Raw genomic sequence first — 23,425 nt, forward strand, 5'->3', positions numbered from 1 at the left:
TGGACATGGCATCATTGAAACCGTCGATGAATCGACTCCAAACGAATTAGTGAACCGTAAGCCTCACGCTCAAAAATGCTGAGGCACCAACACGGATCACGCGCTCACTCCTCAGTGAGGCACCTCGATCGGCGAACCGTGACCCCTCTCACACCCGCCAATTGCTACCTGACGGCGGCCCAGCAACCTCGCGCGAGGTTGCTGGGCCGCCGTCAGGTAGCAATAAGGGAGGGGTCAGTCGTCGGTGAGGGTGAGGCTGAATCCGCCGGCAATGAGGGAGCCGATGTTGTAGATGAACGCCGCCAGAGTCGACAGCGCCGTCATCAGCACGATGTTGATGACCGCGATGATGAAGCCGGCCGCGACGACTCGGCCGAAGCCGAAGATCCCGATGATCCGCTCGGCCGACTCCGCGCCGGCGAGCTCGCTCATCGTCGATTCGAGGCCGCTCATCACACCGGTCGCCTGCAGCACGACCCAGAGGACGATGAAGGCGACGATTGTGGCGATGCCGATCGCCACGGACATGAGGAACGACATCTTCATGACCGACCAGGGGTCGACCGCGGAGACGGTGAGGCGAACCGTGCGGGGGCCCTTCTTCTTGCTGCCTTTCCCGCTGTCGACCATGTTCTTCACGCCCATCTTCACGCTGCCGGAGCTGGCGCGGACGGTGTTCGCGGCATTTCCCATCACCGAGGTGGCGCTGCGGTTGCCGCCGCCCGATCCCTGGGAACCCGATCCCTGGGAACCCGATCCCTGGGAACCGGCAGTCGTTGCGCCGGATCCCTGCGACCCGGTCTGAGCACCCGAACCCTGAGAGCCGGTGTGTGCCGACGGCGTCGACCCGGCCGAGGGCGCGCGGTTGGGCTTCGGCGAAGCCTTCGGTGCGGGAGGTGCGACGACGGTGGCGTTCTGGCTGTCGGGCCCCGAGGAACCGCGACCGGAATCGGATCCCTGTTTCGAGCCGGTTCCCGACCCGGAGTTCGAGCCCGACCCGGAGTTCGAACTCGCTCCGGCCGACTTCTCGTCCGACTTCGACGAGTCGGCCGTCAGACGGGTCGAGCCGCTCGACGTGCGTATGATCTTCCCTGAGCCTGGCTGTTTGCTATCGCTCACTCTTCCACATCCTCGTTGCCGGCCTGAGGCTCTGCGACCTCACCTTCCGGGACTTCGGCATCGTCTTCGCTTTCGATCTCGTCGTCGACCTCGGCTTCGGGCCCACGGGTCACTGCGATAATACGATCTTTCTTGTCCGGTTTCGCGAACACCACACCCATGGTGTTGCGTCCCTTCGCCGGAACTTCATCGATGCTCGATCGAACGATCTTACCGCGCTCCATGACCACGAGGACCTCCTCACCGTCTTCGACGATGAGTCCGCCTACCAAGTCTCCGCGCTGTTCGGTGATCTTCGCAACCCGGATTCCCAGGCCGCCGCGGCCCTGCAGACGGTATTCGTCGACGGGGGTGCGCTTGGCGTATCCGGCCTCGGTGACGACGAAGACATAGGTGTCGGGCTGGACGACGTCCATCGTCAGCAGCTCGTCGTCGTCCTTGAACTTCATACCGGTCACGCCCCCGGTGACCCGGCCCAGGGGACGGATCGACTCGTCGTCGGCGGCGAAGCGGATCGACATGCCCTTGCGCGAGATCAGCAGCAGGTGGTCATCGGCGCCGACGATGCGGGCCGAGACCAGTTCATCGGGCTGACCCTTGTATTCGCGCAGGTTGATGGCGATGACACCGCCGGTGCGGTTCGAGTCGTACTCACTCAGACGGGTCTTCTTCACCACACCGGAACGGGTGGCGAGGATGAGGAAGTCGGCCACCTCGTAGTCACGGATCGACAGCACCTGTGCGATCGACTCGCCCGGCTGGAGGGCGAGCAGGTTCGCCACATGCTGGCCCTTGGCATCGCGTGAGCCCTCGGGCAGCTCATAGGCCTTCGCCCGGTACACGCGTCCGGTGTTCGTGAAGAACAGCAGCCAGTTGTGGGTGGAGGTGACGAAGAACTGTTCGACGACGTCGTCGCCGCGCAGCGCGGCACCCTTGATGCCCTTGCCGCCTCGGTGCTGGGCACGGTAGAGGTGCGTCTGGGTCCGCTTCGCGTAGCCGCCGCGAGTGATCGTGACGACGACCTCCTCCTCGGGGATGAGGTCCTCCATGGAGACGTCTCCGTCGAAGCCGGCGAGGATCTTCGTGCGGCGGTCATCACCGTAGCGTTCGACGATCTCGTCGAGTTCCTCGGACACGATCTCACGTTGGCGAGACGGGGTTTCGAGGATGTGCTTGTATTCGGCGATCTGCGCCTCGATCTTCTCGGCCTCTTCCTGGATCTTCAGACGTTCCAGGGCGGCCAGACGGCGCAGCTGCAGATCGAGGATCGCATTCGCCTGGATCTCGTCGACCTCGAGCAGCTCCATCAGACCGGTCCGTGCCTCGTCCGAGGACGGGGAGCGGCGGATCAGGGCGATGACCTCGTCGAGGGCGTCGAGGGCCTTGAGGTAGCCGCGCAGGATATGGGCGCGTTCCTCGGCCTTGCGCAGACGGAACTGAGTGCGGCGGACGATGACTTCGATCTGGTGCTTGACCCACAGGCGCAGGAACGAGTCGATGCTCAGCGTGCGCGGCACGCTGTCGACGAGGGCCAGCATGTTCGCGGAGAAGTTCTCCTGCAGCGAGGTGTGCTTGTACAGGTTGTTGAGCACGACCTTGGCCACGGCATCGCGCTTGAGCACGATGACCAGGCGCTGACCGGTGCGTCCCGAGGACTCATCGCGCAGATCCGCGATGCCGGCGACCTTGCCGTCCTTGACATAGGAGGCGATCTTCGCGGCCAGAGTGTCCGGGTTGACCATGTACGGCAGCTGGGTGACGACGAGGCAGGTGCGGCCCTGGATCTCTTCGACCTCGACGACGGCGCGCTGGGTGATCGATCCGCGGCCGGTGCGGTAGGTGTCCTCGATGCCCTTGCGGCCGAGGACCGTCGCGCCCATCGGGAAGTCCGGTCCCTTGATGAGGCCGAGAAGGGCCTCGAGCGCCTCTTCCTTGCTCGCCTCCGGGTGGGACAGCAGCCACTGCGCGCCGGCGGCGACCTCGCGGAGGTTGTGCGGAGGTATGTTCGTGGCCATGCCCACGGCAATTCCCGCCGAGCCGTTGACCAGGAGGTTCGGGAACCTGGAGGGCAGAACCATGGGTTCTTGGTTGCGCCCGTCATAGTTGTCCTGGAAGTCGACGGTGCCTTCTTCGATGTCCCGGACCATCTCCATGGCCAGGGGCGCCATCTTGCACTCGGTATAACGGGGGGCGGCCGCACCGTCGTCGCCCGGGGACCCGAAGTTGCCCTGACCGGAAACGAGAGGGTAGCGCATCGTCCACTGCTGCACGAGGCGGACCATGGCGTCGTAGATCGCCGTGTCGCCGTGCGGGTGGTACTGGCCCATGACGTCGCCGACGACGCGGGAGCACTTGGAGAAGTTCCGGTCGGGACGGTAGCCGCCGTCGAACATCGCGTAGAGGACGCGACGGTGGACGGGTTTGAGTCCGTCGCGGACGTCCGGCAGGGCACGTCCGACGATCACGCTCATCGCGTAGTCGAGGTAGGACCTCTGCATTTCGAGGTTGAGATCAACCTGTTCGATCCGGTTGATGTCTGTTCCGATATCGTTCTCGTCGGCCAATGTGGGCTCTTCCCTTGTGTTCGAACCGTGTCCGGTTGGATCTCAACCGTGTGCGGCGGCGATTGGTGCGTGCAAAGAATGGGTGCGGTGCATCCGGTCTCCCACCCTCACCGAGGCGGCTGCCCGGTGAGGGTGGATGCTCAGATGTCGAGGAAGCGGACGTCCTTCGCGTTCTCCTGGATGAAGCGACGACGCGAATCCACGTCATCGCCCATGAGGACGGTGAAGATCTCGTCGGCGACGATCGCATCGTCGAGGGACACCTGCTTGAGCAGTCGGTGGTCGGGATCCATCGTCGTCTCCCACAGCTCCTCGTAGTTCATCTCGCCCAGACCCTTGTAGCGCTGGATCGCGAGGTCCTTGGGCAGTCGCTTGCCTGCGGCCCGCCCGGTCTCGAGCAGTCCGTCACGTTCCTTGTCCGTGTACGCGAACTGGTGTGGAGCGTTCGACCATTTGAGGCGGTAGAGCGGCGGGGTGGCGAGGTAGACGTAGCCGTGCTCGATGAGCGGCTTCATGTAGCGGAAGATCAGCGTCAGCAGCAGGGTCGTGATGTGCTGACCGTCGACGTCGGCATCGGCCATGAGGACGATCTTGTGGTAGCGCAGCTTCTCGAGATCGAATTCCTCGCCGATGCCGGTGCCGAAGGCGGTGATCATCGCCTGGACTTCGTTGTTGCCCAGTGCCCGGTCGAGTCGTGCCTTCTCGACGTTGAGGATCTTCCCGCGCAGCGGCAGGATCGCCTGAGTGTTCGGGTTGCGGCCCTGAGTCGCCGAGCCGCCGGCCGAGTCGCCCTCGACGATGAAGACCTCAGAGATCGTCGGGTCCTTCGACTGGCAGTCCTTGAGCTTGCCGGGCATGCCCGAGGACTCGAGCAGCCCCTTGCGCCGGGTGGCTTCGCGGGCCTTGCGGGCGGCCATCCGCGCTTGGGAGGCCTGCAGGGCCTTGCGCACGACGTCCTTGGCCTGGGCCGGGTTCGACTCGAACCAGTGACCGAGTTCGTCGCGGACCACGCGCTGGACGAAGCCCTTGACCTCGGAGTTGCCGAGTTTCGTCTTCGTCTGACCTTCGAACTGCGGATCGCCGAGCTTGACGGAGATGACGGCGGTGAGACCCTCGCGGATGTCGTCGCCGGTGAGGTTGGGATCCTTGTCGCGCAGCAGCTTCTGTTCCTTCGCATACGCGTTGACCAGCGAGGTCAGTGCGGTGCGGAAGCCCTCTTCGTGAGTGCCGCCCTCGTGGGTGTTGATGACGTTGGCGTAGGTGTGGACGGATTCGTTGTACGACGTCGTCCACTGCATCGCGATCTCGAGGGCAAGAGTCTGTTCGCCCTCTTCGGCTTCGAAGACGATGACGTCGGGGTGGACGAGATCGGCCTTCTTCGTCGAGTTGAGGTACTCGACGTAGTCGAGCAGACCGTGCTCGTATTCGTAGGTGGCGGTGCGCGGCTTCCACTCGGTCGCCTCGTCCTCGTCGATCTGGACCTCGTCGTCATCGACCTCGTTGTGGCGCTCATCGGTGAGGCTGATCTTCAGGCCCTTGTTGAGGAAGGCCATCTGCTGGAAGCGCGCACGCAGGTATTCGTAGGAGAAGTCCGTGGTCTCGAAGATCGACCCGTCGGGCCAGAAGGTCACGGTCGTGCCCGTCTCGTCGGTGGCTTCGCCGCGCTGCAGTTCGCCTGTGGGCACACCGCGGACGAAGTCCATCGTCCACGTGTACCCGTCACGTCTGACCTCGACAGCGAGTCGTTCGGACAGTGCGTTGACGACGGTCGAACCCACACCGTGGAGACCGCCGGCCACGGCGTATCCGCCGCCGCCGAACTTGCCGCCGGCGTGGAGGATCGTGAGGATCACCTCGACGGTCGGCTTGCCCTCGGTGGGGTGCATGGCCACGGGCATTCCACGTCCGTCATCGGAGACGCGGACGCCGCCGTCGGCGAGGATGGTGACCTCGATATGATCGCAATAGCCGGCCATCGCCTCATCGACGGAGTTGTCGACGATCTCCTGGACGAGGTGGTGGAGACCGCGTTCCGAGGTCGAACCGATGTACATGCCGGGTCGTTTCCGGACTGCCTCGAGACCCTCGAGTACAGTGATGTCGCCGGCATCATAATGAGGCTGATCCTCGGTCGTCATATGACTCCTTGTTCGGATGGTCGCTATCAGCTCCCCATTCTACCGCGCCCGACGCTGAAATGCCCGTAAGCGGCCTGTGAAGGCGTATTTCCCGAATTTTCGTGCCGCAGATGTACCCCCGGACAGGTCGGGGAGCGCCTATGGCCGTTTAAGGCCTTCTGTGTTCTTCTCAGAAATGCAGAGGGTTCTCCTCAGAAATGCAGAGCCGCTTCCCGGAATCTCGCCGAGGCGGCTGTCCGCTTCATCCGAATGTGTCCCTGGGTCCGCGGCCGGCCACCGATCGTCGGCCGCGTTTGAAGCTGCGGCCCTGTGGCCCCTTGATCTCGATCTCGGTGATCGTCGCCGAGCCCAGTCCCTCTTCCAGTCTGCGCAGGATCGTGGGTCTGAGCACCCGCAGCTGGGTCGCCCAGGTCGTCGAGTCCGCGGCGATGACGAGCAGCGGAGGAGAGAAGTCGATGGGAGTCGCGTGCTGGGCCACTTGGGGTCCGACGAGGTCGGGCCACCGGCCGAGCACCTTGCCGATGTCGAGAGACGACGACCAGCCGCGGGCGGTGATGAGCGAGCCGAGCACGGATGACACCGTCTTCGGGTCACGGCCGTCTCTGCCCGATCCGGAGTAGACGACTTCGCCGCGCAGGCGGGAGCGTCGACGGCTGCGGACGAACTTCGCTTCGGTGACTTCCATCCGCCGTACTCGGTCGAGGGCTTCGAGGGAGGCGACGGGAGTGGAGTAGTCCCGGGCGATGCCGCTCATGATGCGCTGCTCTGCAGGAGTCGGGACTGGTCGATCCGGATTCCCTCGAGTCCATCGGGCAGATCGGAGTCGACGGCTGCGGTGATGAATACCTGTTCGGCCGAGGCCACTCGTGAGGCCAGACGCTGTCGCCGACCGGTGTCCAGTTCGGCGAAGACGTCGTCGAGGACGAGGATCGGCTGTTCGGCGGCGCTTCCGGCATCCGCGGAGAGCAGATCCCAGCCGGCCAGCTGCATGGCCAGCGCCAGAGACCAGGTCTCACCATGAGAGGCGTACCCCTTCGCCGGATGGTCTCCGATCATCAGCGACAGATCGTCGCGACCGGGTCCGTGCAGGGTCAGTCCGCGCTCGATCTCCGTCGTCCGGCGGCGGTCGAGGGCCGCAAGAAGCAGTTCCCTGCAGTCGGCGGCGGATTCGGCCTGCGAGTAGTCGATGCGCGAGTCATAGGCGATATGGGCACCTTGCCGCTCGAGTCGGGCGTCGGCGGCGATATAGGCGAAGTTCGTCTGCAGCGGCTCGACGATGTCGGCGAGGATCCGCTGCCTGCCGAAGACGAGCTCGGCCGCGGAGTCCGCATAGGCCATGTTCCAGATGTCGAGAGTCGCCTCGAGGCCGGGATCGCGATCCTCACGGAGTCGTTTGAGCAGAGCATTGCGCTGTTTGAGTGCTCGTTCGAAGTCCGTGATGATCGAGGCGAAGCGCGGATTGCGCGCGACGACGAGGGTGTCGATCCACGACCGGCGTTCGGCCGGTTCCCCGCGCACCAGGCTGAGGTCCTCGGGAGCGAAGACGACGCAGGAGACGAGGCCGAGGATGTCTTTGAGCTTGACCGCATTGCGGTTGACCCTGGCCCGGTTGGCGCCTTTGGCCTGGATGGTCACCTCGACGGTGGCGTGCCGCTGATCCCGGTTGACCAGTGCGGACACGGTCGCAGCCGGTCTGTCCTCGTGGACGAGCGGAGCGTCGAAGGCGACCCGGTGCGAGCGCTGATGAGCCAGGTACCCGATCGCCTCGACGATATTGGTCTTCCCGGTCCCGTTGTCGGCCACGAATGTGGTGACTCCGGGTGAGAACTCGAGGTCGAGCTCGGGATACGACCGATAGTCACGCAGGGAGAGTCGGGATATCCACATTCAGATGCGCGTGGGCATGAGCAGATAGCGATAGGACTCGTCGGCGGGGCCGTCGAGTTCCTTCTGCCCGGAGATGATGACCGGTTTCATCGGCTGGGTGAATGAGAAGTTCACATACGGGCTCTCGACGGCGGCGAGGCCCTCGGCGATGTAGTGCGGGTTGAATCCGACGGTGATCTCGTCGCCCTGCAGGGTGGCTTCGAGGGCTTCGGAGGCCTGAGCGTCGTCGCCGGTGCCGGCGTGCAGGGTGAGCATGCCGTCGGTGACCTCGAAGCGCAGCGGGGTGTTGCGTTCGGCCACGAGCGAGACGCGGCGGACGGCTTCACGCAGCACGGCTGTCTCGACGATGGCGTGGATCGGAACCGAATCCGGGAACAGCGACCGGACCTTCGGGTATTCGCCCTCGATGAGCAGCGACGTGGTGACTCGACCGGCCGAGGTGAAGGAGATGAGGTCCTTGCCGGCATCGGTGCTCAGACCGATCGTGACATCACCGCCGAGGGACTTCGAGACATCGGAGAGTGTGCGCCCACGCAGCAGTGCCACGGCCGAGACATCGGGTCGTCCCGGGGTCCAGGTGAATTCGCGAACGGCCAGACGGTAGCGGTCGGTGGCGAGCATAGTGACCTTCTCACCCTCGATCTCGACGCGCACGCTGGTGAGGATCGGCAGGGTGTCGTCCTTCGAGGTCGCGATGGTGACCTGTGAGACGGCGTTCTGGAACTCTCCGGCCGAAACGGTGCCGGAGTCGTCGGGGATCTGCGGCAGTGCCGGGTACTCAGCCACGGGCATCGTCATCAGCGAGAAGCGGGACGAGCCGCAGGTGACGTCGACCTTCGCATCGATCTGCTCGAGCGTGACCTCCTGGTTGGGCAGCGCCTTGGAGATGTCGGCGAGCAGACGACCGGAGACCAGCACAGTTCCCGCGGAGGCGACATCGGCGACGATCTCCACGCGGGAGGAGACTTCGTAGTCGAAGACGGCCAGGCGCACTGTGCCGCCTGTTTCGGCAGTGATGAGGATGCCGGTGAGCACCGGAGCGGAAGGGCGGTTGGGCAGAGTCTTGGTCGCCCAGGCAACAGCGTCAGCGAGAACGTCGCGATTGACTTTGAACTTCAAGGGGGATGCTTCCGCGTTCACTTTACTCCTTCGGGGTGGCCACCCGACCTGCACTGGGCATCTGGCACAAGATTCCGGGTTGCGAGTCACAGGCTCGATACTGCTCGGAAAACTTTACACAGCCTATCCGATTTGTGCCCACCTCAGGAGTGCCGGCCGAAAAGGGCTGCCAGGGGGTGCCAGCCGGATGAATCTCGCATTCGAGAATCGCTCGAGATCCTGTGTTCGAATATTCGGCGACTCTGCAACCGACGTGAGCTCGAGGTCCCGAGCTCGAAGCTCATCCACCGCAGCAGTCGGTGGCGGTCGCCCTCTTGAGAGTTGAATTCACTTGGTAGAAGTATCAGCACCTGTGGAGACTGTGGACAAGTGCCGCTTACCCCAGAGTAATCAAGGGTTCTGACCGACTATGGACTTGTGGATGCCATGTGCACCGCGACCGAGGCGCCGGTGGGCGCTTGGGTAAACACAAGCATGTAGTTCACATCTTTCCACCCGTGCAGCAGTTCTGTCCACCGGTCTGTCCCCAGCTGTGAGCAATTGTCCCCAGGGTTATCCACAGATGTGTATGACGTCTTCTATAGGCGGTGCTGTTGTTTAATGCGGTTTGTGAGTTCGGTGACCTGCGTGTAGACGGCCCGTCGTTCGGCCATCTGAGTTCGAATCTTCTTGTTCGCGTGCATCACGGTCGTGTGATCGCGTCCACCGAAGGCCTGTCCGATCTTCGGCAGGGACAGGTCGGTGAGCTCACGGCACAGATACATGGCGATCTGTCTGGCCGTGGTCAGCGTCCGGGACCGGGAGGTCCCGCACAGGTCGTCGAGGGTGAGGCTGAAGTAGGCAGCGGTCTGGCCCATGATGTCCGCGGCCGAGACAGCGGGGGTGTCATCCGGGGTGATGAAGTCCTTGAGGACGGTCTCGGCCAAGGATACGTCGATCTGCTGATCGTTGAGGTTGGCGAAGGCCGTCACCCGGATGAGGGCGCCTTCGAGTTCGCGGATATTCGAGGACACCCGGGAGGCGATGTATTCGAGGACGTCATCGGGGACGTCGAGGTGTTCGGCCGCGGCCTTGCGGCGCAGAATGGCGAACCGGGTCTCCATATCCGGCGGCTGCACGTCCGTAAGCAGACCCCATTCGAATCGGGAACGCAGCCGCTCCTCGAAGCCCTTGAGCATCTTCGGCGGCTGATCGGAGGTGATGACGACCTGTTTGGCCTCATTGTGCAGAGCATTGAAGGTATGGAAGAACTCTTCGACGGTCGCATCCTTGCCCTGCAGGAACTGGATGTCGTCGATCATGAGGATGTCGACCTCACGGTAACGGCGCTGGAAGGCAGGCCGCAGGGCGTTCGACGTCTTCGACGAGCCGATCGTGTTGATGAAGTCGTTGACGAACTCTTCGCTGGAGACGTATTTCACCCGGATCTCGGGGAACAGCTGAGTCGCGTAGTAGCCGATCGCATGGAGCAGGTGAGTCTTGCCCAGTCCCGAGTCCCCATAGATGAACAGGGGGTTGTACGCCTTGGCCGGAGCCTCGGCCACGGCGAATGCCGCGGCGTGGGCGAACCTGTTGGACGCGCCGATGACGAAGGTGTCGAAGGTGTACTTCGGGTTGAGCTGGGCGACGCCGGGAGCATCGACGGGCGGACCCATCGGGGCGGCGGTCGCCTCGGCGATCTTCATCTCACGGTCGGTCATGCCCGACTCGGCCGGGTCCTGAGGCAGCTGCTGGGCGGGCATCTGCCTCGCCGGAGGTGCCGACGTCTCCGCCTGCGGCATCTGAGTACTCGGGGTCTGCGCGGCGGGTCGGCCCTGACCTGGTTGGCCCTGGTTCGGCTGGGGGATTTGAGGAGTCGACTGATCGGCGGGGGTCGGTCGCACCGGTTCGGCCGCCTCGGCGGGGGCGGGTTCCGGTGTGCCCGTCGTCGAGGTGGAGGTGACCGGATCGACGGGAACCTGGGTTCCCGGGGTCGGCTCCCCGATGAGGTCTTCGAAGCGGATCGGCACGTCGAGTTCCGGATCGACGACGAAGCCGAAGGTCACGTCGAACCCGAGAACCTTGGAGAACTCCCTGGTCAGGGGGCCGAGCAGCCGGGTTTCAATGGTGCGGCGGGTGTGCTCTTCGCGCACGGCGAGAAGGATGAGGGCATTGTCGACGAGGGCCTTCGGCACGGCGAGGGAGAGGAATCCCTTCTGGTGCGACGAGAGGTCCGGGTCCTGTTCCAGGTTTGAGACCACCGTGCGCCAACGGCTGATGAGCTCATTTTTGGAATTCGACACCGTCACATTTCCTCAGCTTTCAAAAAATTCGTTCTGGCGTGATCCACACCTGTGCATGACTTCCACATAGTTTTCCACAGAATGTGGACTCTTGCCGACTCAGCCCAGTGAATCTCCACACTCGTGGATAAGCTTGTGGAAAACTACATGGGTGTGACTTGTGGACGAGCCTCGGTGACGGGAACGCGAACGTCGGTGAATTTCGGGCGAGCGTGACGTGAAACATGCGGATCCTGTTTGACCGCTCGGATTGCGCCTCGCTAAGATGGAGTGTCCTGTGTACCGGGCTTCATCCGATTATCCTGATTATCTTTTGGCTCTTATGCACAGGAGTGCTCGGCGGTCGAGACTCGCACCGCCGTTTTTTGTGAGAACGCACCGGCGTTCACCCGCAACCTAGAAATCGGAGACTGAAGTGAGCAAGCGTACATTCCAGCCCAATAACCGTAAGCGCGCCAAGAAGCACGGCTTCCGTCTGCGTATGCGCACCCGCGCGGGCCGCTCGATCCTGGCTGCACGTCGTCGCAAGGGACGTTCCGACATTTCGGCCTGAGCATGCTTGACGCGGCACATCGGATCCGCAGCGGCGAAGACTTCAGACGAATCTTCAGAGCCGGGGTCCGGGTGCGCACAGAGCATCTCATGGCGCACAGCCTGAGAGACACCGATGATACCCACGCTGCGCGCGTGGGTTTCATCGTATCCAAGGCCGTCGGAAACGCCGTGGTGCGCAACCGCACCAAGCGTCGCCTGCGCGAGATCATGCGTGCGCGTCTCGGTGAGCTGAGAGCAGGAGATCTGTTCGTCATCCGGGCGCTGCCGCATGCGGGACAGGCCGACTTCGCCGTTCTGTCCGCCGAAGTCGACGAGCTGCTGATCAAGGCAGAGAAGAAGCTGGAACGTCGTGGACGCCGAACATGATCTGAAACATGTCTCCGAGGTGCCCCGTCGGCCGGCCGGCTTCTGGCCCACACTCGGCTGGATCGCCCTGGTCGGTCCGAGGATGCCGTTCGTCTGGTTCATCCGCGCCTATCGGATCGTGATCTCACCTCTCTACGGCCAAGTGTGCCGCTACTATCCCAGCTGCTCCATGTACGGTCTCGAGGCGTTCGAGATACACGGAGTTCTCAAGGGAGTGGTGTTAACTGGGTGGCGCGTACTGCGCTGCAACCCGTGGTCGCACAGCGGCGTCGACCATGTGCCGGGATCAGCGCGGGAGGCCAGGTCGAAGACCATCCACCGCGGTCAGGCACACAGTTAGAACATATTGAACTCGCAGTCCGCACGCGAGCGCGAACAAGCGGACTGCCTCGGGGCACACGTCGTGTCGCGCAGACCTGTGAACAATGGCAAAATGAACGACGCGCCAGCATCGTTGTAACGAGGAGAACTGAATGGACTGGATGGACAAGCTGCTCTACCCGCTGCAGTGGGTAGTTGCTTGGATCCTCGCGATCTTCCACGAGATCTTCACCGCGATCGGCCTGCCTGCCGACAGCGGGTGGACCTGGGTGCTCTCGATCGCCGGCCTGACCGTCGTCATCCGCGCTCTCCTCATCCCTCTCTTCGTCTACCAGATCAAGTCGCAGCGCAAGATGCAGCTGCTGCAACCGGAGATCCAGCGTCTGCAGGCGAAGTACAAAGGCAAGAAGGACCAGTACTCTCGCCAGGCCATGGCCGAAGAGCAGATGGCACTGTTCCGCGACAACAAGACCAGCCCCTGGGCATCGTGCCTGCCGCTGCTCGTGCAGATGCCGATCTTCTTCTCGCTCTTCCGCGTCATCCACAACATGCCGAAGGTCGCCGAGGGCTCTGTCGGCGCGATCGGTGGCTTCACTCAGCAGCTGGCGATTCAGGCCGAGAGCTCTTCGATCTTCGGCATCAGCCTTTCGGCCGTCTTCACCGACCCAGGCTTTTCAGTCAAGCTGCTGACCGGTGTGCTCATCGTCGTCATGGCCGCCACCATGTTCATCACGCAGAAGCAGATGATGGCGAAGAACATGTCGGAGTCGGCGATGGCCAACCCGATGATGCAGTCGCAGAAGATGCTGCTTTACGTGATGCCTATCGTCTTCGGCATCGGCGGCATCTACTTCCCGCTCGGTGTCCTCATCTACTGGCTGGTCTCGAACACGTGGACGATGGCTCAGCAGCACATGGTCATCCGCAATATGCCCGCTCCCGGCTCGAAGGCCGAGAAAGAGATGCTTGAGCGCAAGGCTCGCAAGGGCAAGACTGTGAAGCAGGATGAGCTCAAGGGATCGACCGTCACCGAGGAGGCCCCGAAGAAGAGCGGCCAGCGGCAGCAGCCCGTGAGCAAGAACCGTAAGAAGAACAAGAAGCGCTGAGGACAGACATGACCGAAGAGAAGATCGACGAGACCTCCGAACAGACACCGGAAGAGACTCCGGAGGAGACCTCGACGAAGCCGAGCCGTGCCGAACTCCTCGAAGAAGAGGGCGAGATCGCCGCGGACTACCTCGAAGAGCTGATGGATCTGGCCGACATCGACGGCGATATCGACATCGATGTCGCTGACGGCCGTGCCCAGCTGTCCATCGTCTGCGAGGACGACGAGGACTCGAACCTGCGTACCCTCGTCGGCCGAGAGGGCCGCACACTCGGCGCGCTGCAGGAACTCAGCCGTTTGGCCGTGCAGACGCAGACCGGTCAGCGGTCGTGGCTGATGCTCGATATCGACGGGTTCCGCAACAGCCGTCGCGAAGAGCTGATCAAGAAGGCCAAGCGTGCCATCGACGACGTCAAGGACGGCGGCGAAGAGTTCGCGTTCAAGCCGATGAACAGCTTCGAGCGCAAGATTATCCATGACCAGGCGGCCCGTGCCGGCTTGGTCTCGGAGTCCGAGGGTGAGGGCGACGGTCGTCATGTCGTCATCCGGCTCGCCGATGACTGATCAGCCCGAGAACGACCCGGAGCTCTCGAACGAAACAGAGCTCTCGACCGAAACGGCGACTGTGGAGATCGAGTCGCCTCCGACCGGCACCGAAGAGTACTTCGGTGCGGCGTATCCTGCCGCGCAGCGGTATGCCGAGCATTTGGCCACGACCGGAATCGAGTGGGGACTCATCGGTCCGCGTGAGGTCGATCGCCTGTGGACCCGGCACATCCTCAACTGCGCCGTGGTCGCGGAGTACATCGGTGAGAACGATGTCGTCGGCGATGTCGGCAGCGGAGCCGGCCTGCCGGGAATTCCGATCGCACTGCTGCGCCCGGAGGCGAAGATCGTCCTCATCGAGCCGATGGAGCGTCGCGTCGAATGGCTGAACCTGGTCGTCGATGATCTGGGACTGAAGAATGTGCGCATCGTTCGTGCACGGGTCGAGGAGCTCGTCGACGAGGAGATGTTCACGGTCGTGACCGCACGTGCGGTCAAGGCGATGACGACCCTCATCGAATGGACTCGCGAGGTCATCAGCCCCGGAGGACGGATCCTCGCCCTCAAGGGAGCTTCGGTCGAAGGGGAGCTTGCCAAGGCGAAGAAGCTGATCACACGGTATCGACTGTCTCAGCCCGAGATCCATATCGTCGATGGCGGCGGCATCCTCGAGGTTCCGAGTCGTGTCGTCGAGATCGTCAAGAAATAGTACGAAGTAGAGTTGGTCTAGGCTGGATGAGAGCCTTGTGAAACCGATGGATGATGGAGTGCGCCCTATGCCGATCATGGATGAGTCGTCTCCCATTGGTGCCGCGATTGCACGGGACAACCGGCGAGCGGATCGACTGTCGCAGACAACCTTTCCACGGCCGGACTCGACCCGCATCTTCACGATCGCGAACCAGAAGGGCGGCGTCGGAAAGACCACGACGGCGGTGAACATCGCGGCGGCCCTGGCCAATCAGGGGCTCAACGTCCTGCTCATCGACATCGATCCCCAGGGCAATGCGAGCACCGCACTGGGCATCGACCACTATTCCGAGGTCACGAGCATCTATGACGTCCTCATCGACGATGTTCCGATGCGTGAGGCTGTGGCACAGTGCCCGGACTTCGACACTCTCAAGTGTGTGCCGGCGACCATCGACCTCGCCGGCGCGGAGATCGAACTCGTGTCCCTCGTCGCGCGTGAACAGCGACTGCAGCGTGCCCTGGGCATCTACCTCAAGGAGGAGGAAGCAGCCGGAGACCGCGTCGACTACATCATCATCGACTGCCCGCCCAGCCTCGGTCTGCTGACAGTGAATGCCTTCGTGGCAGCTCGCGAGGTGCTCATTCCGATCCAGTGCGAATACTATGCGCTCGAAGGGCTGAGCCAGCTGCTGAAGAACATCCAGCTCATCCAGAAGCATCTCAATCCTGAGCTCGCGATCTCCACGATTCTGCTGACGATGTATGACGGCCGCACGAACCTCAGCGCTCAGGTCGCCGAGGATGTGCGCACCCACTTCCCGGAGCAGGTGCTCGGCACTGCTATTCCGAGATCGGTGAGGATCTCCGAGGCACCGAGCTATGGACAGACCGTGATCTCATACGACCCACATTCCAGCGGTGCCCTGTCGTATCGGGAAGCCGCTGAAGAAATTGCGAATCGAGGAGTAAGTCGTGGCTGAACGCAAGAAGAGGGGCCTCGGACGCGGGCTCGGAGCATTGATCCCCGACGCGAACTCCAACGACCGTCCGGTCGATGTCTTCTTCTCCGGTGGGAGCACGGAAGACGGCCAGGCCGAGACGAAGACGCCACGCTCTGCGCGGACCGACCCCGCTGCGTCGATGCAGTCATCTCGGCGGCGCAAGCCGAAGTCCGGGCCGGCCAAGACTTCGACCTCCAACACCGCATCGTCCAATGCTTCCCAGTCCACATCGGCCGATACGAAGACGGCTGACACGACGTCGACCGGTTCGACATCAGCGTCGAAATCGTCGTCTGCCAGGACGTCTGCGTCCACCTCTGCAGGGTCGAAGTCCACCGCCTCGAAGACCAGAGGCACGAAGTCGACGACCTCCAAGTCGAGCACGTCGAAGACATCGACGGCCAAGACGGGTGCCGCGAAGGCCAGCGGGGGCAGTGGCTCCAAAGCAACTTCTGCTGGCAAAACGACCACACCGAAGACGAAGTCAGGCTCATCCGCTGCCGCGGCACCAGCTGAGAACGCAGAGAAGGCTCCTGCAGTCGCGAAATCGAGTACACGGAAGACTTCCACCCCTGCTTCGGTTTCCGACTCGACAAGGGGCGACAGCGATGCCGGAACAACAGTGTCGAGGACTGCTGCACAGTCCGATTCGACTGACGCAGACAACAACGTATCGGCTGACTTCGTCCCAGCCGAGCGTACTGATGCGCAGGAGACTGAATCCGCAACGGCGGCCGCGGCGGCTCCGTCGCCCGAGGATGATGTCCGGGAGACTCATCCCGGCGTGTACACGTCTTCTGGTCGCAGCAGCGACGACGCCGGGGTTGATGAGAAAACACCGTCAGCAGACACGGGCGGTGACAACGATGTAGAGACTACTGATGTAGTGAATGGTGACCCAGCCGCTGAGCCAACCGCCGCTCAAGACGAGCGCGAGCCCGTGACTTCGGGGGCAACGGATTCCTCGTCCTCAGCGCCTGCGGAATCGAATGAGCAGTCGAGTTCCTCCGGCACGACTGAAAAGTCCGGTGAGTCCCACACGGCGGAAGTCGCTGATGGCGGCGATGCCGACGAGTATGACGGCGTTGAGTCCATTCCGGATACCGAGTTCGGTGAGATCGATGTTGATCTCATCGATGCGAACCCACGGCAGCCGCGTACTGTCTTCGACGAAGATCTGTTGGCCGAACTCGTCCACAGCATTCGTGAGATCGGTGTCCTTCAGCCTGTCGTCGTCAGGCAGAAGCCCAGCGACCGTTCGCGGTTCGAGCTCATTATGGGCGAGCGTCGTCTTCGAGCGACGAAGGATGCGGGCCTGTCGACGATTCCGGCAATCATCCGGTACGTCGAGGATACGGATCTCCTCCGTGACGCACTTCTGGAGAACCTGCACCGTGCGGAGCTCAACCCGCTTGAAGAGGCTGCGGCTTACGGACAGCTGCTCGAGGATTTCGGGTGTACACAGGAGGAACTCTCGGAGCGCATCGGCCGTTCGCGTCCTCAGATCTCCAACACCTTGCGTCTCCTCCGCTTGCCTCCTTTGGTGCAGCGTCGCGTAGCGGCCGGGGTCATTTCCGCCGGCCATGCTCGGGCCATTCTGGGACTACGGGATCCGGAACATATGGAGGTGCTGGCGCAGCGCATCGTTGCCGAGGGCCTGTCAGTCAGGGCTTCGGAGGAGGCAGTCGTACTGCTCAATCGCGGAGATTCGATCAATGTTTCACGTGCAACCACGAAGGTGGCGCCGGAATTTCTTGCTGTCGCTGAACGCCTGGGCGATCGACTCGACACCAAGGTGAACATTTCCGTCGGCAAACGCAAGGGCAAACTGAGCGTAGAGTTCGCGAACCACGAGGATCTCGATCGCATTCTCAGTCTCCTGGGAATCTCAAATGAGGATGCGATCTGAACATAGCACTACGAGAAGAGATGGCCCCCGCGGGTATGCTCGCGGGGGCCATTCTACTGTCGTCTGGTGTGACGTCATTCGGTGAATTGTCCGTGTGGCGTTGTGATGTCGGTCGAATCCCCCGGTAGTGGGATCGCGCGGTCGGCGGCTGTACCGGAGAGATGGAATCCGTCCTGGTCTGCTATGGGCCGCCAGGAGTTTCACGTGAAACGCTGAGTCGCCATTCGTATCGGGCGGACTTGCCAGGTGGAAGTTGTCAGTGCCCGGGTGATCCAAGAGTGCCGCCGGAGAATCTCCCCGCTCGAGTTATTCGCGTGCAGCGGGTCTTCGCTGCTGATCTGTCATTTGTCTCTTGCGGCGATTGTCATGTCCGGCAGACTCGAGATTGCGGCGGTGGGGACGTTGATCGTGTGTGTGAGCGATGTCGTCCGTGACGTTTCGAGTGTTCTTACGGCTACGTGCGAAGTGCTCCGAGGAGCGGAGGTCGAGACTGTGCGACACGATATAGACACCAGTGGTTCGATCGGTGGCCAGTTCGAGAGTTGGGCGAAGAGTCGATTCGACGGTCTGATGGAAGTGAGTTCTGGCGTTTCACGTGAAACTGAGCTTAGGGGCATCTGGGTTCTCTTCCGATAGACGAGTCGCCTGAGACCGTCACAAGACCGCTAGCACCTTCTGCGATGCCTTCGATACATGCCGCCGTTTCACGTGAAACGGCGGTTTGGTGGGTCCGGACAGCGATCACTCCGACTGTGTCCAGCAGCTGGTAGAGATTCCGGCGAGAGATACGAATTCAGCTACGCGCCTACTGCTCGATCAGCGATCTTGCAAAGCTTCCCCTGGAGACCCGCAGAAATTCTGGTGACGATCCTTCTCATCGTGCTGTCAATGGACTCCGTAGTCACCTTGTTTGCATCGTTTGGTTGGTATCCGAGGCATGGCAAGGGCGGGCCAGAGACATTTTCGGTGCATGGCGCGAGCGTCGGAAGCAGAGAGACTATGGCATAGACGCGCCAGGTGTCTGAGATCCGCGACCCCAAGACTCGCTGTGGGCCGAATTGTTTCACGTGAAACACTTCGGAGTGCAACTGATCGGCATCTGTCCACTGTGAGTTCCGCATGTCTGGATGTCCGTAGCGCTTGAAGTAGGACACTTCGAGCTCTGTGACCGATTGGAGCCGCTGAGACAAAATGATTGTGCCATCGCTTGGCACTTTCATATTGACCTATTCGGAGTCCGGATGACCGGATCGCCCGATCGAGTGTCAATGGTGGGGGCGTTCTCGCATCTGGCCCTATTCGTCACGGTGATCTCCGCGTTCAGATCATCGGATGTGCCCCATTGTTCCACGTGAAACGGCCTATTTGTGCAGGCCATTTGCAGTCCTGCAGCCCAGCAGGGAAAAGCAGTTCGGTGAACTACCGACTTGTTGATGAAAGGTCTGGGTTCCTGCGGGTCAATGGTTGTATGTCCAGTTGGTAAGGCTGGTTAGTCACTTGGGGTATTCGGGGATCTTGGCTTTTGCGCGTTGAGATTGCTTCCTCCGGCATTGGGTTCTCTATGTAGTACTGGTACCGAGTTGCTGGTTCATAGTTCTGGCCATTTGTACTGCCCCTCCTGCGTTCGGCATTCCGATCCACATTGCCGAATGCGCCAGTACTAATGGTGCTGCTCAGAGGGATTGCGTATTAGTGGCGGTCGTCGGGAACGTTGATAACTGAGTATGAATTCCTCTGAAGACCTGTCTGATGGGACTCTATACATGGTTCGCATCGGAACCGTTTCACGTGAAACTCCGGCTGGTCAGGCACGGAGGTGTCAGTCCTTCTCGTCGCCGCTCCGACCAGGATGTATCCGGCCGTAGGGTGAAGTTGGTGTACGCGAGTATAGCCGGCTGTATGTTGAAAGGCGCTTGGGCTACTGTGTTTCCAGGATCGCGGCTACTACTGCGTCTCATCATTTCTGGCTCAGCGACCCTGAGTTCCGTCTATTATTGCGTTTCATGTGAAACAGTCATTGTTGTGCCCCTCGATGCGGTCAGACGGTCCTGGACCGACGTGGCGCCCGTAGTGCGCAATCCCGTCTTGGATCTACGGAGTGTGTATGACTTGTTTGCGAACACGTAGTGGGGCCTGATGCCAGTCATCGACCGCAAGAGAATCGTGGACGCACTTCGTCTTGGGCGATGTATTGTGCGGTTGGTTCCCGGGCAGCGCGACGTCTCGTGTTGGCCCGCGGGCCACATTGGACAGTCAACCCTGCATGAGCTGTGCTATCCAAGGTTGCAACGCCCATACACTTCGCCGATCGCCGCGGTTATTGTTTCACGTGAAACCGAAACGGGCTCTCTGCATTGGTAGGAAAGGTGTACGCTGCCGTCGGCTCGCAACGCTGGGAGCTGCGGCGAGGATGAGGCTGGTAGCTACGGCGACTGCTTCGGGTGTACTTCGGCGCTAGCGCTTCCGCCCGTGAGGCGGACGGTACTTGCACATGGCGAAGCTTACTTATCGGTATGCAATTCACACTCAGATACGATTCCGTCCGATCGGAGAACTGGAGTCTGCTGCCTGTTGGAGTCGTTTCACGTGAAACACAATGGAACGGGCGGGATAGTGGATGGGGAGGCAACTTCTCGGTCGGGACTCAGAGACAGTTGTCGGTGGGGACTCAGGGACAGGGCGCCGGCGTTTCACGTGAAACCAATAGCCATCGTTACAGAGCACTAGTCGCTTCGAGGTGGGTTGCGCCGCCGACTCGTCTTTGCGTGTCCTGTTCGTGATTGGTCCACCGATCTCTTTGATGCCAGGATCAATTGCGTTGCGTTCTGTCGCCAGGGCCAATTGCATCCGGTCGACCGTCCTGTCGCTGAGTTGTCGGCTTATGTGAGCGAGGATGAAGCTGAACTCTCTGCAGTCGGTCAAAAATGATGGCTGTTCGGGACCGATTGATGATGGCCGTAAGGTGTTGTCCAATTGGGCACCGATCACCCCAGGCTGTTCGATTGGGCAGCGATCACCCCGGGTTGTCCGATAGGACACCGATCATCCCAGAAACTTCAATGCGCCGTGCTCCTCTGAGGGAGCACGGCGCAGATGAGTCAGTCGTGGTTGTGCAATTCAGTTGAGAGCTTTGATGGCATCGAGGCTGAGTGTTCCCGTCTGCGGATCCTTGTCCTCGCGGATGTAAAGTCGCTGGAGGGCAGCTGCGATTCCATCCGCAATGGCATCGCGGACATGTGGATCTTGCAGGCTCTCAAGGTCGTCGTGATTAGTGAGGTAACCGCTGACGACATGGACCTTCGGAGTCCTCAGTCGTTTGAGCGATGACCAGGTGCGTGCATGGGTCCGGCAGTCCAGCATTCCTGTTCGCGCGACCACCTCGCCTTGGATGAGCTCGGCGAGCTTCTGTCCGGTCGGTGAGTTCAGATCTGACTGGCGTTCGTGCCCGAAGAAGAAAGTAGCGATCCCGTTGGCGTCCTTGGACTTGCTGACATCCGCGGTCACGGTGATCACCGCCGAAGCGTCGAGCGTATCTGCCCGGTTGACCTCGACCGCATCGCCTTCGAGTAGAAGTGCTCCGGCACCGACCGCCTCAAGTCGACCAACAAGCCGGCTTGCTATATCAAGAGTGATCTGACGTTCGAGAGCAGACTGCTCATCGGTCATCGGCAGGTTCTGGAAATCTACAACTGTAGTGGCGGCTTCGATGACAAAGGTGCGTCCGACGAGCGATGTACCCGAAGCGGCTACGCGCGCTCGCTCTTGGAGCGCAAAGAGATTGCCGGTGTCCTGATTGCGGTCGATCGCATTCAGTCCGCGCAGGGTCTGCGGACCGGTGACCCCATCGACTTTCGTGCCCAGGCTCATCTGGAGTTCTTTGACGGCCGTTTCGGTGAGAGCTGCGTACTGTGCGTCGATGCGACCCGGATAGAAGCCCAATCCCGCGAGCTTGGTCTGGAGGTTGACGACGTCATCGCCCGTCAGCACCCTGACAGGGTCGAATCGGAGCACACGGTCGCCGAGCTGATATCGAGCCTGTTCGAGCTCTGAAAACGTCTCAGGGCCCAATACACCGTCGCAGAGGATCCCACGATCCTGTTGGAACTGTCTGACCCCGAGCTCAAAGGCTCGATCGAAATCCGCGGTTTCGGCATCTCCGACATGGAGGCCGAGCCGGGCCATCTGAGCTTTGATATTCGGCAGCATCTCGGAAATGTCGCCGCGCGTGTAGCGCGGTAAGTTCGTGTTCGTCAATGCGGTGCCAATCTTCGGTGATGCGGTTCGAGGGTCGGTGTCGGGCGGCGCCCGGAAATGCCTAAGGCGCCTGTTGATAGTACAACAGGCGCCTTAGAACTCGATCAGATGAAGTCGGAGAGCTCATCCTCGAGGGCCGGTTTCGGACGTGCGCCGATGATAGTCTTGGCGACCTCGCCGTCCTTGAAGACGTACAGGGCCGGAATCGACGTGATTCCATACGTGCTGGCGGTCTCGAGGTTCTCGTCGGTGTTGACCTTGACGACGTTGAGCTTGTCTGCGTGTTCTTCAGCGATCTGGTCAACGATGGGGCTGACCATACGGCAGGGGCCGCACCAGGGAGCCCAGAAATCGACGAGCACGGGCTTGTCGGACTTCAGTACGTTCTCTTCGAACGTTGCGTCAGTGACTTCTGTCGACATGAGTTACCTTCCTTCACAACGAATGTCTCTAGCGGAACAGTGGAACTGGGTCTTTCATTCCCCGGTGAATCTGCACGGTGCGGTCATGCCCGGGAGAGCATCGATACGAGCGGTCGATCCGAGATCAGGATGCGACGACTGTTTCCGCTGGTGCAGCTTCGGCCACAGCAGGCTTGGACGCCGCTTCGAGATCACCGAGGTAGTGTTCGGCGTCGAGCGCCGCCGAGCACCCCGAGCCGGCCGCAGTGATCGCCTGCCGGTAGACGGAATCGATGACATCGCCGGCCGCGAAGACACCTTCGACCGACGTCTTCGAGGTGCGCCCATCGACGCTGAGGTATCCGTCGGCGCGCATCTCGAGCTGATCGGCGAACAGACTGGTGCGCGGGTCGGAGCCGATGGCCACGAACATGCCGGTCACGGGCAGCTCGGAGGTCTGCCCTGTGACGGTGTTCCGGATGGTCAGCCCGGTGAGTGAGTCCTCACCATGGACTTCGGCGACTTCGGAGTCGAGCAGGAACTCGAGCTTCTCATCGGCGTTCGCACGATCCTGCATGGCCTGCGAAGCACGCAACTCCTGCCGGCGGTGCACCAGAGTGACCTTGGACGCGAAGCGGGTGAGGAAGGTCGCCTCCTCGAGCGCGGAGTCGCCACCGCCGATGACAGCGATATGCTGATCGCGGAAGAAGAATCCGTCACAGGTGGCGCACCAGCTGACTCCGTGACCGGACAGCTTCTTCTCGTTGGGCAGGCCGAGCTCGCGGTACGCCGAACCCGTGGCAAGGATGACGGCCTTCGCCGTGTAGCGCGAGCCCAGAGCGGTCTCGATCTCATGAGCGCCCGGATTGAGCTTGAGGGTCTCGACGTCGTCGTAGATCACCTCGGCGCCGAACTTCTCGGCCTGCTCTCGCATGCTCTCCATGAGTTCGGGCCCCTGTACACCGGCGGGGAATCCGGGGAAGTTCTCGACATCGGTGGTGTTCATCAGCTCGCCGCCTGCGGTCACCGATCCCGCGATGACGACCGGCGAGAGGTTCGCGCGGGCCGCATAGACGGCTGCGGTATAACCGGCCGGCCCCGATCCGATGATCACCAGTTGAGTATCAGTCATGTGAAAAGTTCCCTGCTTCTATCTGCTGTG

Annotated in this window: 19 protein-coding genes; 8 read left to right on the top strand and 11 right to left on the bottom strand. The window is 61.8% G+C overall.

What is annotated here, in order from left to right:
* Window positions 1-234: 234 nt before the first annotated feature.
* The 7 genes from BLIN9172_RS18530 to dnaA form a co-directional block, all read right to left on the bottom strand.
* Complete coding sequence (locus BLIN9172_RS18530; protein ID WP_240812027.1) at window positions 235-1,119, bottom strand: DUF3566 domain-containing protein; 885 nt, start codon at window positions 1,117-1,119, stop codon at window positions 235-237.
* Complete coding sequence (gene gyrA, locus BLIN9172_RS09355; protein ID WP_101554838.1) at window positions 1,116-3,683, bottom strand: DNA gyrase subunit A; 2,568 nt, start codon at window positions 3,681-3,683, stop codon at window positions 1,116-1,118. The genes BLIN9172_RS18530 and gyrA overlap by 4 nt, the downstream gene beginning before the upstream one ends.
* Before the next feature lie 140 nt (window positions 3,684-3,823).
* Complete coding sequence (gene gyrB, locus BLIN9172_RS09360; RefSeq protein WP_101554839.1) at window positions 3,824-5,821, bottom strand: DNA topoisomerase (ATP-hydrolyzing) subunit B; 1,998 nt, start codon at window positions 5,819-5,821, stop codon at window positions 3,824-3,826.
* A gap of 241 nt (window positions 5,822-6,062) precedes the next feature.
* Window positions 6,063-6,575, bottom strand: coding sequence for a DciA family protein (locus BLIN9172_RS09365; RefSeq protein ID WP_101554840.1), 513 nt, complete (start codon window positions 6,573-6,575; stop codon window positions 6,063-6,065).
* Window positions 6,572-7,708: a DNA replication/repair protein RecF gene (gene recF / locus BLIN9172_RS09370; RefSeq protein WP_101554841.1), complete on the bottom strand. Its 1,137-nt coding sequence runs from the start codon at window positions 7,706-7,708 to the stop codon at window positions 6,572-6,574. The genes BLIN9172_RS09365 and recF overlap by 4 nt, the downstream gene beginning before the upstream one ends.
* Complete coding sequence (dnaN, locus tag BLIN9172_RS09375) at window positions 7,709-8,848, bottom strand: DNA polymerase III subunit beta (protein ID WP_180956961.1); 1,140 nt, start codon at window positions 8,846-8,848, stop codon at window positions 7,709-7,711.
* Window positions 8,849-9,405: 557 nt separating this feature from the next.
* Window positions 9,406-11,109, bottom strand: coding sequence for a chromosomal replication initiator protein DnaA (gene dnaA, locus BLIN9172_RS09380; protein WP_101554930.1), 1,704 nt, complete (start codon window positions 11,107-11,109; stop codon window positions 9,406-9,408).
* 415 nt (window positions 11,110-11,524) lie between these two features.
* Here dnaA and rpmH point away from each other — a divergent pair, with 415 nt between their 5' ends.
* The 7 genes from rpmH (at window position 11,525) to BLIN9172_RS09415 (ending at window position 15,678) form a co-directional block, all read left to right on the top strand.
* Window positions 11,525-11,662 carry a 50S ribosomal protein L34 gene (gene rpmH, locus BLIN9172_RS09385; RefSeq protein ID WP_039211706.1) on the top strand — a complete coding sequence of 46 codons (138 nt, stop codon included), beginning with the start codon at window positions 11,525-11,527 and terminating at the stop codon, window positions 11,660-11,662.
* A gap of 2 nt (window positions 11,663-11,664) precedes the next feature.
* Entirely contained in the window at window positions 11,665-12,030 is a 366-nt protein-coding gene (gene rnpA / locus BLIN9172_RS09390) for a ribonuclease P protein component (RefSeq protein ID WP_101554842.1), read from the top strand.
* Window positions 12,014-12,370: a membrane protein insertion efficiency factor YidD gene (gene yidD, locus BLIN9172_RS09395; protein WP_240812028.1), complete on the top strand. Its 357-nt coding sequence runs from the start codon at window positions 12,014-12,016 to the stop codon at window positions 12,368-12,370. Before rnpA ends, yidD begins: the two co-directional genes overlap by 17 nt.
* A gap of 133 nt (window positions 12,371-12,503) precedes the next feature.
* Window positions 12,504-13,457 (top strand): membrane protein insertase YidC, encoded by a 954-nt coding sequence (gene yidC, locus BLIN9172_RS09400; protein ID WP_101554843.1) that lies wholly within the window; start codon window positions 12,504-12,506, stop codon window positions 13,455-13,457.
* 8 nt (window positions 13,458-13,465) lie between these two features.
* Window positions 13,466-14,023: a Jag family protein gene (locus BLIN9172_RS09405; protein ID WP_025779572.1), complete on the top strand. Its 558-nt coding sequence runs from the start codon at window positions 13,466-13,468 to the stop codon at window positions 14,021-14,023.
* The gene (rsmG, locus tag BLIN9172_RS09410; RefSeq protein WP_101554844.1) at window positions 14,016-14,714 is read left to right on the top strand and encodes a 16S rRNA (guanine(527)-N(7))-methyltransferase RsmG; all 699 of its coding nucleotides are present in this window, start codon (window positions 14,016-14,018) and stop codon (window positions 14,712-14,714) included. Before BLIN9172_RS09405 ends, rsmG begins: the two co-directional genes overlap by 8 nt.
* Window positions 14,715-14,781: 67 nt before the next feature.
* On the top strand, window positions 14,782-15,678 hold the full coding sequence (locus tag BLIN9172_RS09415; RefSeq protein WP_025779575.1) for a ParA family protein: 897 nt from the start codon (window positions 14,782-14,784) through the stop codon (window positions 15,676-15,678).
* On the opposite strand, the gene BLIN9172_RS18535 is transcribed toward BLIN9172_RS09415, so the two are convergent.
* A complete protein-coding gene (locus tag BLIN9172_RS18535) occupies window positions 15,595-16,269 on the bottom strand; it encodes a hypothetical protein (protein ID WP_240812029.1) in 675 nt (224 codons plus the stop codon). The two genes, BLIN9172_RS09415 and BLIN9172_RS18535, sit on opposite strands and share 84 nt — an antisense overlap.
* Window positions 16,270-16,321: 52 nt before the next feature.
* Between BLIN9172_RS18535 and BLIN9172_RS09420 the strand changes: the two genes are divergently transcribed.
* Window positions 16,322-17,608, top strand: a complete 1,287-nt coding sequence (locus tag BLIN9172_RS09420; RefSeq protein ID WP_240812030.1) for a ParB/RepB/Spo0J family partition protein — start codon at window positions 16,322-16,324, stop codon at window positions 17,606-17,608.
* A 3,117-nt stretch (window positions 17,609-20,725) separates the two neighbouring features.
* On the opposite strand, the gene BLIN9172_RS09430 is transcribed toward BLIN9172_RS09420, so the two are convergent.
* The 3 genes from BLIN9172_RS09430 to trxB form a co-directional block, all read right to left on the bottom strand.
* Window positions 20,726-21,814: an N-acetylmuramoyl-L-alanine amidase gene (locus tag BLIN9172_RS09430; protein WP_025779579.1), complete on the bottom strand. Its 1,089-nt coding sequence runs from the start codon at window positions 21,812-21,814 to the stop codon at window positions 20,726-20,728.
* Between the two features lie 152 nt (window positions 21,815-21,966).
* Window positions 21,967-22,284 (bottom strand): thioredoxin, encoded by a 318-nt coding sequence (gene trxA, locus BLIN9172_RS09435; RefSeq protein WP_025779581.1) that lies wholly within the window; start codon window positions 22,282-22,284, stop codon window positions 21,967-21,969.
* Window positions 22,285-22,408: 124 nt separating this feature from the next.
* A complete protein-coding gene (trxB, locus tag BLIN9172_RS09440) occupies window positions 22,409-23,395 on the bottom strand; it encodes a thioredoxin-disulfide reductase (protein WP_101554846.1) in 987 nt (328 codons plus the stop codon).
* Window positions 23,396-23,425 lie beyond the last annotated feature (30 nt).

It is taken from the genome of Brevibacterium linens ATCC 9172 (assembly GCF_900169165.1).
Lineage (GTDB): Bacteria > Actinomycetota > Actinomycetes > Actinomycetales > Brevibacteriaceae > Brevibacterium > Brevibacterium linens.